The 15,190-nt window shown below is 29.0% G+C and carries 12 protein-coding genes; 8 read left to right on the forward strand and 4 right to left on the reverse strand.

Annotation, left to right across the window (positions count from 1 at the left end; genetic code table 11):
- From L8W55_RS07325 to L8W55_RS07335, 3 genes are all read right to left on the reverse strand, one after another.
- Positions 1-797, reverse strand: a 797-nt coding sequence (locus tag L8W55_RS07325) for a hypothetical protein (RefSeq protein WP_263678042.1), incomplete at its 3' end; no start/stop codon positions are given.
- Positions 794-2,587: an excinuclease ABC subunit UvrC gene (gene uvrC / locus L8W55_RS07330; RefSeq protein WP_263678043.1), complete on the reverse strand. Its 1,794-nt coding sequence runs from the start codon at positions 2,585-2,587 to the stop codon at positions 794-796. The genes uvrC and L8W55_RS07325, both read right to left, overlap by 4 nt.
- Entirely contained in the window at positions 2,580-3,053 is a 474-nt protein-coding gene (locus L8W55_RS07335) for a hypothetical protein (RefSeq protein ID WP_263678044.1), read from the reverse strand. The genes uvrC and L8W55_RS07335 overlap by 8 nt, the downstream gene beginning before the upstream one ends.
- 134 nt (positions 3,054-3,187) lie before the next feature.
- Here L8W55_RS07335 and nhaD point away from each other — a divergent pair, with 134 nt between their 5' ends.
- Both nhaD and guaA read left to right on the forward strand, forming a co-directional pair.
- A complete protein-coding gene (nhaD, locus tag L8W55_RS07340) occupies positions 3,188-4,546 on the forward strand; it encodes a sodium:proton antiporter NhaD (RefSeq protein ID WP_263678045.1) in 1,359 nt (452 codons plus the stop codon).
- A 9-nt stretch (positions 4,547-4,555) separates the two neighbouring features.
- Positions 4,556-6,091 carry a glutamine-hydrolyzing GMP synthase gene (gene guaA / locus L8W55_RS07345; protein ID WP_039641066.1) on the forward strand — a complete coding sequence of 512 codons (1,536 nt, stop codon included), beginning with the start codon at positions 4,556-4,558 and terminating at the stop codon, positions 6,089-6,091.
- On the opposite strand, the gene L8W55_RS07350 is transcribed toward guaA, so the two are convergent.
- Complete coding sequence (locus tag L8W55_RS07350; RefSeq protein ID WP_039617837.1) at positions 6,092-6,643, reverse strand: class I SAM-dependent methyltransferase; 552 nt, start codon at positions 6,641-6,643, stop codon at positions 6,092-6,094. It lies immediately after the preceding gene.
- A 112-nt stretch (positions 6,644-6,755) separates the two neighbouring features.
- Between L8W55_RS07350 and L8W55_RS07355 the strand changes: the two genes are divergently transcribed.
- The 6 genes from L8W55_RS07355 to L8W55_RS07380 all read left to right on the forward strand — a co-directional run bounded on the left by L8W55_RS07355 (position 6,756) and on the right by L8W55_RS07380 (position 15,087).
- Positions 6,756-8,195, forward strand: coding sequence for a hypothetical protein (locus tag L8W55_RS07355; RefSeq protein ID WP_263678047.1), 1,440 nt, complete (start codon positions 6,756-6,758; stop codon positions 8,193-8,195).
- Between the two features lie 263 nt (positions 8,196-8,458).
- Positions 8,459-9,709, forward strand: coding sequence for a phosphoribosylamine--glycine ligase (gene purD, locus L8W55_RS07360; protein ID WP_263678048.1), 1,251 nt, complete (start codon positions 8,459-8,461; stop codon positions 9,707-9,709).
- Complete coding sequence (locus L8W55_RS07365; protein ID WP_039617840.1) at positions 9,706-10,164, forward strand: RDD family protein; 459 nt, start codon at positions 9,706-9,708, stop codon at positions 10,162-10,164. The genes purD and L8W55_RS07365 overlap by 4 nt, the downstream gene beginning before the upstream one ends.
- Positions 10,154-12,190, forward strand: coding sequence for an LPS-assembly protein LptD (locus tag L8W55_RS07370; RefSeq protein ID WP_263678053.1), 2,037 nt, complete (start codon positions 10,154-10,156; stop codon positions 12,188-12,190). Before L8W55_RS07365 ends, L8W55_RS07370 begins: the two co-directional genes overlap by 11 nt.
- Positions 12,190-12,846: a phosphoribosyltransferase family protein gene (locus L8W55_RS07375; protein ID WP_263678050.1), complete on the forward strand. Its 657-nt coding sequence runs from the start codon at positions 12,190-12,192 to the stop codon at positions 12,844-12,846. The genes L8W55_RS07370 and L8W55_RS07375 overlap by 1 nt, the downstream gene beginning before the upstream one ends.
- A 132-nt stretch (positions 12,847-12,978) precedes the next feature.
- Positions 12,979-15,087, forward strand: coding sequence for a polyribonucleotide nucleotidyltransferase (locus L8W55_RS07380; RefSeq protein WP_263678052.1), 2,109 nt, complete (start codon positions 12,979-12,981; stop codon positions 15,085-15,087).
- The last annotated feature ends 103 nt before the right edge of the window (positions 15,088-15,190 follow it).

Genomic DNA, 15,190 nt, shown 5'->3' on the forward strand with positions numbered 1-15,190 from the left:
AAAGTTTTTTTAAAATCACTTAAATTATTTACAGCTTGGTTGTTTTGGCAAAATTGATTGGTTATATTTAAAATAAGTTCGTTTTCAAAACTAGTAGATTTAAAAATCAAAACATTATGAGATTTTCTTTTTTTGTAAGTTTCTTGTGTGAAATTGGCATTTAAAAAATTAATAATATCTTCAGTACAAATTTTAGTAAAAGTAAAATTTAAAACATCATCAATCTTTTCTTTTGAGATAATAAGGCTAAAATTCTTTTCTTTGTAATTATTTGTGATTTCACTACTAATTCCTATATTTGATAATATACATTGTAAAAGAAAATTTTCAATAACATTGTTGTTTATAATACCTGCATGTATATTTTCAAAACAATCATTTATGGGAATTTTATTGTGGTGGTATTGTTGTAAAATTGGTTTTAGTGTGTATAAATTATCAGTTTGTAAGTAATTTAAACCTTGGATAAGATATTGAAAATCTTTTTGTGTAAGTTGGTTTTGTAACTTTTGATCTTGTAATTGCTTGTTAGTTAAATCAAACGATAGTTTTAAATTTTCTTTTAATTCTTCCAAAGAATTTGATTTTGACAGAGAAAGATATTTTTCAATTTCTTGGGTTAAAATTTTATTTTTTTTGATTTTTTGATTTTTTAAGATTATATAAACACACGCAATGATGAAAATCAAAATACTCATAAAAGTATAAATGAAGAATAGTTTTTGATCGATAGGATATAAAAAATAATAATTTAAAAAACATAAAATTAAAGTCAAAAGACTAATAAATAATATCATAAATTTTCCTTGATTAATTTAGCTATTTTTGCATTGGAAAGTGATTTTAATTCATCAAAGCTAGCTTTGCTAATCTCATCAAAACTGCCATAATAATCTAAAAATTTTTTAATATATCCTTGAGAAATTCCAAGTTGTATTAATCTAGAACTTTGCAAATCTTGTTTTCTTTTTGTTTTTTGATGAAAACTAATTGCAAAGCGATGTGCTTCATCGCGTAGTTTTTGCAAAAAATGTAATTTTTTATCATCAGTCGAAAGTTGAATTTTACCTTCTTGGGTATAAATTTTATCTTTTGCACTTCCTTTTGCCCTATAAGCTTTTGCATCTATTTTTTCTTTAGAAATCGCTAAAATATCTACATTTGCCCCAGAACTTTTGATGATATCATTGGCTAGTTTTAATAAAGCATCTCCTCCATCAATTAACCATAAATCAGGCGGAGGATTTTTATCAAATGACATAGCTCTTTTACTAAGAGTTTGAAGCATTTGATCATAATCATTTTTATAGGATAAATGGTAGTGTCTATAAGAACTTTTATCAAATTTTCCATCTTTATAGGCTACCAAAGCACCAACATTTGCTTCACCTTGCATATGGGAATTGTCAAAAATTTCTATACAATTAGGATAATTTTGTAGGTTAAAAAATTCTTTTAATTCTTTCAAAAATAAATAATCATCACTTTTTAAGTGTTTTTGTATGTTTATTTTTGCATTTTCTAATGCAAGTTCGCACAAAGCTTTTTTTTCACCAAGTTTTGGAGTCTTAAGGTGAAATTTTCTAGAAAATCTCTCACTAAGTAAATTTTGCAAAAGGTTCATATCTTCAAATTCTTCATGCATATAAATTCGGGTTGAATTTATTGGACTATCTTGGGTGTAATTTTCTAATATGTATTGCTTATATACTGCATTTAAGTCAAATTCTTCTTGATGATTTAGGGTTAGCACTTTATGGTTTGAGCTAATTATCCTACCATTATTTATAACAAAACGTACCATAGAGAGTATATTTGCTTCATGATATATGGCAAAAACATCAAAATCTTCTAATTTTGCAAGGTCTATTTGTATTTTTACGCTTAAATCTTCTATTGTTTTGATTTGATCCCTTATAATAGCTGCTTCTTCGTAGTTTTCATTTTTTGCATATTCAAGCATTTTATTTTCTAAATTTTTTGTTAAAGATAAGGGGTTTAAAAGGGCTTGAGTAGCCTTTTGGACAATTTTTTCATAATCTTGTTTGGAAATTTTTTGCTCACATGAACCTTTACAACGCTTGATTTGATAAAAAAGACAAAGTTCTTTACAAGATTTTTTTTGTCTTAGTTCAAACGATAAATACAAAGCATTTAAAAGCTCTTTTGCTCCTTTAAAAAATGGACCAAAATATTTTATTTTATTTTTTTTGATAATTTTTCTTGTAATTTCAAATCTAGGAAAATCTTCATTTAAATCTATATAAATATAAGGGTAGGTTTTATCATCTCTTAATAATATATTATACTTTGGATGAAGTTGCTTTATAAAAGAATTTTCTAGTATTAAAGCATCAGCCTCGCTTTTTGTGGTGATAAATTCTAAATGATGTGTTTGGCTAATCATTTTTTGAATTCTTAAGCTATTATTAGGATTAGGACTAAGTTTTGGAGTGAAGTTAAAATAACTTCTAACACGGTTTTTTAAATTCTTGGCCTTACCTACATATAAAAGTTTACCTTGAATATCAAAATACTGATATACACCTGGCAAATTTGGCAAGGTTTTGAGTTCATTTTCAAGCATTTTTTATAAGCTTTCGTAATTCTTCAAATTTATTATGTAAAATAGGATTTTCAAAATGATTTTTAAAATTTCCATTAGAAAGCTCTAGATGAATTTTTTTATGATCAGCAAAAATACTATTTTTAGATATAAAGTTTTTATCGCTAAGTATTTTTATATTTTCTACCTTTGCAAAATTACTCATTGGTTTAGCTAAAGTATAGTTTTTTATGAGACTTTTAATCATTTTTTTGGTATTATCGTGATTAAGCTCCATATACGCAATGTGGTGTTTAACTAAAATAATCAAAGTATTATTTTTTATAAAGAGTTTAGTAATCATTTGTTGGTGATTATGATTAAACAAATTTAAAAACTCTTTATATTGCAAAAGTGCTTTTAAAGGTCTATAATGTTTATATTTTTCAGAATTAACAAATATGTCAATAACATCACGACTTGTTTTAATATCATTTTTAACTTCCATTTAATTATTGTAACATTTTTTTTATTAATATTTTTAAGTGCATGTGGTTATAAAGCTGCTCCATTTTATGAAATAAAAGATAACAATGGCAGTGTAAAAGAGATTAAAAAATTCCAATCTTTGGAGAGTGAAATATGAGTAGAATACTTTTTTTACTTTGTTTTAATATTAGCTTTTTATTAGCAGGTCAAACTCATGAGTTAAATTTGGCTTTTAGTACTTTGGGTATAGGTATTTTAATAATTTTTATATTAGGTTATTATTTTATCGCAGCAGAGGAAAAATATCATATCAATAAAACTAAGCCTGCTTTGTTTATAGGTACTTTATCTTTTGTTATCATAGGTATATATATGGTAATGAATGATTTAGATACGCAAATACTTGAAGAAAGTGTTAATCATCTTATTTTAGAAATTGCACAAATTGTCTTTTTCTTAATAGCTGCTATGACTTTTATAGAAGCATTGATAGAAAGATCAGTTTTTGAAACTTTAAAATATAAACTTGTAAGCAAGGGTTATACTTATAGAAAGTTATTTTGGCTAACAGGTATTTTAGCTTTTTTTATTTCTCCAATTGCAGACAATCTTACAACCGCTTTGATTTTATCTACTGTGCTTTTAACCATAGATAAACATAATAAAGAATTTTTAATCCCAGGTGCTATAAATATTGTAGTAGCAGCTAATGCTGGCGGAGCTTGGTCGCCTTTTGGTGATATTACTACTTTGATGGTTTGGACAGCAAAAAAAGCCACGTTTTTTGAATTTTTTGCTCTTTTTCCTGCTTCTTTTATTGGTTGGTTGCTTACTGCTTATTTGTTATCGCGTTATGTGCCTGATATTAAGCCAAATTTCCACAAAGATAATTTAGAAAAAGTAGAAATTAAACCAGGCGGTAAAGTTTTTATTGTGCTTGGTTTTTTAACTATAGCTTTAGCAGTATTTATTCATAGTATTTGTGATTTACCTGCAATGTGGGGTATGATTTTTGGCCTTTCATTGCTTAGTTTGTATATGTATTTTTTCAATAGAAAACAAGGTAAAAAAGATTTAAATATTTTTCATTATATGACGCGTATTGAGATGGATACTTTATTATTTTTCTTTGGTATTTTATCTGCTGTGGGTGCCTTGCATTTTGTTGGTTGGCTTGCTTATGCTTCTGATCTTTATGCAAAATTTGGAGCTACTAGTATTAATATAGGAGTAGGATTTTTATCTGCTATTGTAGATAATGTTCCGGTTATGAGTGCGGTATTAAAAGCAAACCCAAGTATGGATGATACTCAATGGCTTTTGGTAACTCTTACAGCGGGAATAGGGGGATCTTTGATTAGTTTTGGTTCAGCTGCTGGAGTGGGAGTAATGGGTAAAATGAAAGGAATTTATACTTTTAACGCTCATTTAAAATATGCATGGACGATTTTGGTTGGTTATATAATATCTATTATAGTTTGGTATGTACAATTTCAATTGTTAAATTTATAAAGGAGTTAGATGAAAAAAGCAGATATTTTAGTTTTGGACTTTGGTTCACAATATACGCAACTCATTGCTAGAAGATTAAGAGAGCAAGGTGTGTATGCAGAAATTTTACCTTTTAATGTGAGCTTAGATGAGATTAAAGCTAAAGAGCCTAAAGGTATTATTTTAAGTGGTGGGCCAGCTAGTGTATATGCAAATGATGCTTATTTTTGTGATAAGGGTGTTTTTGATTTAAATATACCAGTTTTAGGAATATGCTATGGTATGCAACTTATGGCACATCATTTTGGAGCAAATGTTGCCCCAGCAGGTCATAAAGAATATGGCAAAGCAACTATAGATATTCAAAATGATAGCGACTTGTTTAAAAATTTACCTAAAAAGCAAACAGTATGGATGAGCCATTCTGATAAGGTTGAGAATTTACCACAAGGTTTTGAGGTTTTAGCAACTAGTGAAAATAGTCCTTTTTGTGTATTTGGAGATGAGAAGCGTAAATTTTTTGCTTTACAATTTCACCCTGAAGTGCAACATAGTGAATTTGGAAAAAGCATCTTGAAAAATTTCGCAAAATACGCATGTAATTGTGATAGTGTATGGAATATGGGATCTTTTGCAAAAACTCAAGCACAAAAAATTAAAGAAGAAGTAGGAAATGATAAAGTTCTTTGTGCAGTAAGTGGTGGGGTTGATAGCAGTGTAGTAGCTGCATTGCTAGCAAGTGCGATAAAAGATCAAGTAGTAGTTGTTTTTGTTGATAATGGTCTTTTAAGAAGTGGTGAAAAAGAACAAGTTGAGTATATGTTTAGACACACCTTGGGTATTGATCTAATTAGTATTGATGCTAGAGAGATTTTCTTAAGTCGCTTAGCAGGGGTAAGAGATCCTGAGCAAAAGAGAAAAATCATAGGAAATACTTTCATAGAAGTTTTTGAAGAAGAAGCTAAAAAACATAAAGATGTAAAATATCTAGCACAAGGGACTTTGTATACAGATATTATTGAAAGTTCGGTTGTAGGAGCTAGTAAGACTATAAAATCTCATCACAATGTGGGCGGTTTGCCTGAAAAGATGAATTTAAAACTCATCGAGCCTTTAAAGGAAATTTTTAAAGATGAGGTAAGAGCTTTAGGAATGGAGCTTGGTTTAAGTAAAGATGTAGTTTATCGTCATCCTTTTCCAGGACCAGGCCTTGCTATACGTATAATGGGTGAGGTAAATGAGCCTAGTTTGGAGCTTTTAAGAAAAGCAGATGTTATTTTGATTGAAGAATTAAAAAGCAGTGGCTGGTATGATAAGACATGGCAAGCTTTTTGTGTGCTTTTAAACGTGCAAAGTGTTGGTGTAATGGGAGATAATAGAACCTATGATAACGCAGTTTGCGTGCGTGTTGTTAATGCAAGCGATGGTATGACTGCAACTTTTTCTCATTTACCTTATGAATTATTAGAAAATATTTCACGCCGTATTATTAATGAAGTAGAAGGAATCAATCGTGTGGTGTATGATATTTCTAGTAAGCCACCAGCGACGATTGAATGGGAATGATTATTTAGTACAAAAATATACAAAAGCAGGGGGAAGATTTTGCCAAATGATAGGTGAAATTTCTACCTTGCTAAAAGTAGCAAAAAGTTTTTTCTTAAAAGCCCTTCCTTTTGGTGTTGGGAGTATATAAGCAAATGTTGCAAAACAACCGTTTTCCTCTAAAGCATCATGAATAGATTTTAATAATAAATCTTGCTCTTTGGAATTTAATAAAGCCCAAGGAATTCCTGAGATAATCAAATCAACACTATTGATTGCTCTTTTTTCTAGCATATTTGGTAAAAATTCTGCTGAATTAACTTCTATATCTATATTTTTTATATTTTGTTTTAATTTTTTTGCCATATGAGGATTGATTTCAACAGCAAAAAATCTTGCATTATGGCTTTTTTGTTTGAGAATATACTTTGTAAAACTCCCTGTACCAGGCCCTATTTCAACGATATTTTTTGCATGTTGGACATGAGAAGTTATAAGTTTGCTTAATTTTTTGGAGCTTGCGCAAAATGCTCCTGTTTGTTTTGGGTTTTTAAAATATTGATATAAAAACATAAATAAAATACCTAAAGATGTTTATTTTGTGAAATTTTAAAATATAATTGTAAATTTATGAAAACAAAGTTAAAATAAGAATTGAATTTTTCTTTAGATCAAGGATTTGGATATGCACGGAAAAATAATGGTTTATGTGGATGCTACTGGAAGAGGAACGGTAATCAATCTAGCAAAAACATTTTTTGAATTTAATAAACATGCATGGCATGATAAAAGAAGTATGCCAACAGTTGGTATGTTTGTTGAATTTAGATCCGATGGAAAGCATATTACCGATTTAAGACCTTCCAAATTTCAAGAATTTACAGATAATGATTTTATTAAAGAAAGAGATTTTTGGAAAACAGATAGTGATGATGAGTTAGAAGATTTAAGACTAACAAGACGTGATGCCTATGTTCAAGAACTTTATAGGGAAACTGATTATGATAATCTTGATAAAATCACATTAAATTTAACTATCCCACAAGCCATTCAAAGATATTTTTATAATGAAACCTTGTCAATTAATGCAGTAAAAGACATTAACACAGATGAGGTGCCATATATTATTGATTTTTTTGCTATGAAGCGTTTTTTGTATAAGGCTTTAGATACTTTATTATTTTCGGATAATACTATCAATCAAGCTGATTTTTCTGCAATGAAAAATATCATAGTACACCTTGAAATGGCGTATAAAGATATGAAAGATAAACAAAAACATATCAATATGGAGCGTTTATATGATGAGGTGTTTTTATCTCATCAATGTCATTATCAAGCACTTTTAGCTTCGATTGATAATAGGAAAAATAGGAAATTAGCACTAGATCGCCAGATGAGTACTTTAATTACGGATATAAAATCAAAACAAGCAAGATTAGAATCTGAAAATGGCAAAAAACGACAAGAATTTGAAGAAATGATACAAAGCAAAAAACAAAAGCTTGTTGAAATAAAAAATGAAGTAGATTATTTTACAAAAAGCATAGAAAAACTAGAAGCAATGAAAAAGTCTTTTTATGAAAAAAATCTTACTATTTTTAGTAATAGTTTTAATATGGCAAGAGAAAAACTTTTTGAAAAAATTAAGCAAGGCTTGAATATTTGTGCCACAAAACTAGATATAGAAATTTGGAAAAAATCTTTAAAATCGACAAGTATAAAAAATTCTTATTTTAAAACAGCAAGTGAAATTTCTTTTTGTACGCTTTCTTTTGCTGAGCTTTATTTAAATAGACTAAATAAACATGCATTAAACCCAAATGATCAATTGTTACTTTCTTATGTTAAGAAGGTTCGAAAAGAATGTGAAAAGAGTTTTTTAGTAATCACTTCTAATCCTGATTTGTATGTTAGTATGAAGATTCAAATTTTTGCAATGAATCCTTATTATATAGTTAAACATGCACCTAAAAAAGTAAATTATCAAGGATTAATGAAAAATACTGAATTTGATATAGTTTATGTCGATGAAAAGACTATATGGGCACCTGTTGCTGATGTTATTTTAGAGGGGAAATATTTCTTAAAAAAAGATTCTAAAACTAAATTTAAAATTTTATAAAAATCCTTTTTAAACCCTATTTTTAAGTTTTCTTGGTTATAATTATATTGCCTAAATGGTTCGATATGGTATTAAAGAGGATCCAACACATTAATTATAAGCTGTGATGTGTGATTTACCGTGTTCTGTGACTTCGTTTGAGTTTTGAAAAAAGCGAGAAGCTGCAGCCTTTAAAAATCACCTAATGGCATACTTTGACTTTTTGAGGGTCAGACACTTATACTCCGGCCATTTGGGTTTTTGCAACACTTTTAAGGAAAATAATGAAAATTTTAATATTAGGAAGCGGTGCAAGAGAGTATTCTATCGCTTTGGCTCTTCAAAAAACAAATGATAATTTAGAATTTTATTTTGCTCCAGGAAATGGTGCTACTGCTAAAATAGGAACTAATCTTAATATGAAAGATCCTAAGGTGATTACAGCTTATGCAAAGGCATCTGAAATTGATCTTTGTATAGTTGGAAGTGAAAATTTTTTAGCAGAGGGTATAGTAGATCTTTTTAAAGAAAATAATATTGCTATTTTTGGGCCTACTAAAGCTGCTGCTATGCTAGAGGCTTCAAAATCTTATATGAAGAGTTTTTTAAAAAAATATAAAATTAAAACAGCTAAATTTTTAAATACAACAGATTATGAAAAAGCTAAGAAATTTATAACATCCTTAACACCTCCTATAGTGGTAAAAGCAGATGGTTTATGTGCAGGTAAAGGGGTGATTATCGCACAAAGTCACGAAGAAGCTTTAGAAGCTACTAAAAATATGCTAAGTGGAGAAAGTTTTGGTGAGGCTGGAAAAATTGTTGTGATTGAAGAATATCTTAATGGTTTTGAATTGAGTGTATTTGCAGTTTGTGATGGAAATGATTTTATATTATTGCCTGCTGCGCAAGATCATAAAAGATTATTAGATAATGATAAAGGACCTAATACAGGTGGCATGGGAGCTTATGCCCCAAGTGCTTTAGCAAGTGAGAATTTGTTAGAGCAGGTGAAAAAAGATATAGTGGCGCCAACCCTTAAAGGTATGAAAGAAGAAGGTGCTGAATTTGTTGGAGTGTTGTTTATAGGTTTAATGGTTGTAAATAATAAACCCTATGTTTTAGAGTATAATGTACGTTTTGGCGATCCTGAATGTGAGGTTTTGATGCCTTTGATAGAAAATCCTTTGGATTTATTTTTAGCATGTGTGAATAAAAATCTTGCTAATACTCATATAAAAATTAAAAATGAATTTGCTGTGGGTGTGGTTTGCGCAAGTAAAAATTATCCTTACAAGGACTCACCAAAAGCCTTGATTGAGATAGATAATGTCCCGCAAAATTCTCATATTTCTTATGCTGGTGTAAGTTTGGAAGATGATAAATTGTATGCTAGTGGTGGTCGTGTATTGGTTTGTGTAGGAACTGGAAAAAGCATTGAGGAAGCTCAAAAAAACGCTTATATGCTTTGTGAAAATGTTCATTTTAAAGGAAAACAATATAGAAAAGATATTGCTTTTCAGGTTCTTAAATGAGTGCAAATCAAGAATTATTTGATAAACTAGAAAAAGAAGAGCTAAAAATAGCAAGTTTTAAAAAAAGATTTTTAGCTTATATTATTGATAGTTTTGTAATTTTAGCTATTGTAAGTATTATTTTGCTTGATAAAATTAATTCTATGCAAACTTATGATGAAATTCATAATCTTTTAATGCGCTTTGCTGGCGGAATTTTGATTTTACAGTTTGCGTATCATAGTTTATTTACTTATTTGTATGGTGCAACTTTAGGAAAAATGCTTTTGAAAATTATGGTGATTGATCAAGAATTGCTAGATAAGCCAAATTTTACCCAAAGTGCTTTAAGGGCAGGTGTAAGACAAATTAGCGATATGTTATATGGTTTAGGTTTTGCTTGGGCCTTGAGTAATATTGTTTTAAAAACTTGGCATGATTATGCAGCAAAAACAGTGGTGATAGATCTTGCGTAAAATATTACTTTCTTTAGCTTGTATAGGAAGTTTATATGCTTCTAAGGTAGATATTTATGCTTTAGATGTTGTAAAAAAAAATGATATTATAGAAGCAAAAAATAATGTAGTTGTAGTTTCTGATTTGTATTTAATCACCGCAAGTGAGGCTAAATTTAATGAAACAACTAAAGATTTAGAATTATTTGGTGATGTAAATATCTTACGAGGGCAAAAAGAAAGAACCAATTCTACTTATACTAAAATTAATCTTAAAGATAACACAACAGCTTTTAAAAATTTATTTTTTTCAAATAACGATTTAGAGGTTTGGTTGCAATGTCATCAAGCTGATTTAAATGATAAATTTGTTGTAACTAAAAAGTCGGTTGTTTCTAGTTGTAATGTAGAAAATCCTGATTGGGAAATTCGTTTTGATGAAGGAAAATTAAATAAAGAAAGTAATTTTTTACATCTTTATAATGCAAGATTGTATGTTAAAAATACTCCCGTGATGTATTTGCCTTATTTTGGTTTTAGTGTAGATACTAAAAGAAAAAGTGGTTTGTTAATCCCTCAAGTAGTTTTAAAGCAAAGTGAAGGGCTGTATTACAACCAACCAATTTATTATGTTATTGATGATAATGCAGATATTCAATTTGAGCCTCAAATTAGAACAAAAAGAGGTTATGGATTATACTCAACCTTAAGATTTATTGATGGTCCTTATTCTCAAGGTGAAATTAGCGGTGGTATTTTTGGAGAAAAATCAAGCTACAAAAGAGAGGAAAATTTAAAAAACAAAGAACATTATGGTTTAGAGATTAAATATTCAAGTGAAGCTTTGTTTAAAAGTCTTTTGAGTGATGAGTTTCAAGAAGGTTTATGGGTTGATGCTATTTATTTAAATGATGTGGATTATATGAATTTAAGTTCTAGTGCAAAAACCGAAGCTTCTTTAGTTACCTCAAAAATAAATTATTTTTTATCTGATGATGATAATTATTATGGTGCTTATGCAAAGTATTATATAGACACTTCTAAAATTAGCAATAAAGATACCATGCAAGAATATCCATCTTTTCAATATCATAGATATTTAAATGGTTTTTTTGATAATTATATACAATATAGTTTAGACGCTTCTTTTCATAGGTATTATAGACATACGGGTATTTATGCTAAAACATTAGATTTTGATCTGCCTTTAATCTATCATACGAGTTTTATGGATGATTTTTTAAATTTTACTTTTACTGAAAGAATATATGCAAATTTTGTTAATTATTCTAATACAGATGTTAAAAATCAAGAGCATTTGTTTCAAAATTCACATAATTTTTCTTTATATACAGATCTTTCCAAACCATATGAAAATTTTTATCACACTTTATATTTAGGTGCTAATTATTTTATACCTGGAGCCAAATCGGGTAAAATTACTGAAGATTTTATAGAATTAAAAAATGATCCTGAGCAGTTTAATTTTTCAATGTATCAGTATTTTTACAATACTTTAGGCAAAAAAAAGTTATATCATAGTTTAAAGGCTAAATATTTCACCAAGGAAGGTAGTTTTGGCGGTTTTGATAATGCTGTAGAATATTTTTATAATGATTATATAAGCTTGAGAAATGAAGCAGAATATTCAGGGGTAGATAATAGGTTTGATAAAGTATTTAATGAGGCTTTGTTTGATTATGGTGAGTGGAAAGTTAGTTTAAATCATGCTTATAGAATTTATGAAAATGAAAAATATAATTTTCTAGGAGCTAAAGCCCAGTATGATATAAACACTAATTATCAAATATTTGGTGGGTTGTGGTTTGATTTAAACAAAGATCCTGAAAAATGGGAGGTAGGTTATACTTACCAAAGAAAATGTTGGAATTATTCTTTGATGTATCGTAAGGATATTTCGCCTAAGCTTACTAGTGGAGGGATTAGCGCTAAAGATCAAAGCGGTGTATATTTTATGTTTAATTTTTATCCATTGGGTGGAGTTTCTTATGATTTTTCTTTGGAAGAGAATGAAAGGTCTATATGATGCTTTTTGAAGATGAAAAAGATGCACTTGATAGATTGTATGATATATTGCCACTAAATAAACTAAAAGATTATATTATTATTACACCTTCTTTAAAATCTATAGTTTTTGTTGATGCATTAGCACAAAAATTAGAAATTCCGTATAATTTTTTATTTACAGAGCAAATCAAAGCTCCTAATAATGATGAGTGTCAAATAGCTATGATTAGTGAGACAAAAGAGCTTGTTTACAATGAGGCTTTAGTTAAAGCTTTTGATATAAGCTTAGATTATATTTATGGTGAGGCAAATAGGACTTATGAAGAAAAAATTTTAAAAAATGTATATCGTTACAGAAAAGGAAATCTTTTAAAAGACTTAAAAGGAAAAAATATTTTAATGTTACATGAGGGCTGTGAAAGTGGAATTACTGCTTCTTCATGTATTAAAAGTTTGCTAAAGGAAGAAGTAAATAGCATTATTTATGCCACTGCCTTAATGTCAAGTGATGTGTATGATTATATTAGTGTTTTTGTAGATGAGGTTTATTGTGTGCAAAAGATTGATCATTTTGTGAATATTGAGTTCTATTTTAAAAATAAAACGATTTTGCAAGCCCATGAAATTTTAGATATTTTAGAAGAAAGTAAATATTATTTACCTTTAAAAAAGTAAATTTATATCTAAACAATTTGTTGTTTAGATATAAATTTATAGGCAAAATAAAAACAGGCTTTTTAAGTTTTAGTTTTTAAAATTTAAAAAGCTTATTTGGTTTTGCCTATGATAAAAATTTAAAGGAAAATCATGCGACATGAAATAAATATCAATAATCACCTTGAAATATTTGATACCGATAAAGTAGCAAAACAAGCTGCTGGTGCAATTTTAATGCAAGAAAAAAATGCAGTAGTTTTAGCAACTGTAGCAAGAGAAGAAAAAATGGTAGAAGAGGATTTTTTACCTCTTACGGTGCAATACATAGAAAAAGCTTATGCAGCAGGTAAAATTCCAGGTGGCTATGTAAAAAGAGAAACCAAACCAGGTGACAATGAAACACTAAGCGCAAGGATTATAGATAGAAGCCTAAGACCTCTTTTTCCAAAAGGCTATGCTTATCCAACCCAAATTGTAGTTATGGTTCTTTCTGCTGATCCTGAAGTAGATTTACAAGTAATGAGCCTAAATGCTGCAAGTGTTGCTTTATATTTAAGTGATATTCCTATTAAAGCGCCAGTTTGCGGTGTGAGAATAGGCCGTATAAATAATGAATTTGTTTTAAATCCAAGCAACAGTGAGCTAAAAAATAGTACCCTAGATCTTTATGTAGCAGGTGTTAAAGATGAGCTTTTAATGATAGAAATGAGAGCTTTGGCAAATAAGCAAAACAATAAACATTGTATGAATGAGTTAAGTGAAGATGAGACTTTAAAAGCTTTAGACTTTGCAAGTAATGCAATTTTGCGTGGCTCCAATGAATATGAAAAAACATTTGCTGCTTATAGAAAAAATTCCAAACTTGAGTTTAAAATAGAGCTAGATAATGCTCAAATTATTGACTATATAAAAAATACTTATATGACAAAACTTAAAATTGCTATTAATCAAATGGCAAAAAGTGAAAGGGCAAGTGAAATTTTACAAATTGCAAAAGAAATTGAAAGCGAAGCGATAGCTGTCGAAAATGAATGGAATTTTGAAGATATTGAAAAAGCTTTGCATGTATGTAAAAGAGAACTTATTAGAAGTCAAATTATTAATGAAAATAAACGAGCAGATGGTAGAGGTTTGAAAGATGTTAGGAAAATAGACATAGAAACAAATATTTTACCAAGCGCTCATGGATCTTGTCTTTTTACTAGAGGACAAACCCAAGCTTTAGTTGTTGCAACTTTAGGAAATGATAATGATGCGCAAATGTCAGATTTGCTAACAGAAAAAAATCCAATTTGTGAAAAATTTATGGTTAATTATAATTTTCCAGGTTTTTCTGTAGGTGAAGCTAGCCCTATAAAAGCTCCTGGTAGAAGAGAACTAGGGCATGGAAATTTAGCAAAACGAGCTTTGCATCCTAGCGTGGACGTAGATTATACTCATACTATTCGTTTGGTGTCTGAAATTTTAGAAAGTAATGGTTCTAGTTCTATGGCTACTGTTTGTGGTGGTGCTTTAGCTTTAAGAGCTGCAGGAGTAAAAAGTGAAAAACTAGTAGCAGGTGTGGCAATGGGGCTTGTTTTTGAAGATGAAAAATATGCTATTTTAACCGATATTATGGGGCTTGAAGATCACGATGGAGATATGGATTTTAAAGTGGCAGGAAGTTATGAAGGGATCACTGCTTTGCAGATGGATATAAAACTTGGTGGTATAGAGCAACAGGTTTTAAAAGAAGCTTTGTATCAAGCAAAAGAAGCTAGAGAACATATTTTAAAACTAATGGAAGAAGCTGATAGAAACATCATTGTTAATGAAGCTATTTTGCCAAAGATCGAAATCTTTAATGTAGATCCAAGCAAAATTCCTGATATCATAGGTCAAGGCGGTAAAACTATAAAAGAAATCATTGAAAAATTTGAAGTTAATATCGACTTAGATAGAGATAAAGGCGAAGTTAAGATAGCAGGAATTAATCATGATTTAATTTCTCAAAGTAAAGAATATATATTAAATTTACTCCATTCTAAAGGTTCTAATAAAAAACGCGATAGAAAAGAAATGCCTAAATTTGATATCGGAGAAGAATTTATAGGAAAAGTTCAAAAAGTTGTAGAATTTGGAGTTTTTGTAGAACTTAAAGAAGGCGTGGATGGTTTATTGCATAATTCTAAGATTAAAGAAAAGTTAGAAGTAGGCGGTGAAATTAAAGTTAAAGTTGCAGAAATTAAAAATGGAAAAGTTTCTTTAGATTTAGCCTAAATTTTGAGCATATTAAAAAATATGCTCAAAATTTTATATTATATCTTGACAAAAGAATATTCTTTTGGCATAATTTCATTTTTTGATTGTCTCGTTAGCTCAG

It is taken from the genome of Campylobacter sp. FU_520, from assembly GCF_025772385.1.
GTDB classification, from domain to species: Bacteria; Campylobacterota; Campylobacteria; order Campylobacterales; family Campylobacteraceae; genus Campylobacter_D; species Campylobacter_D lari_C.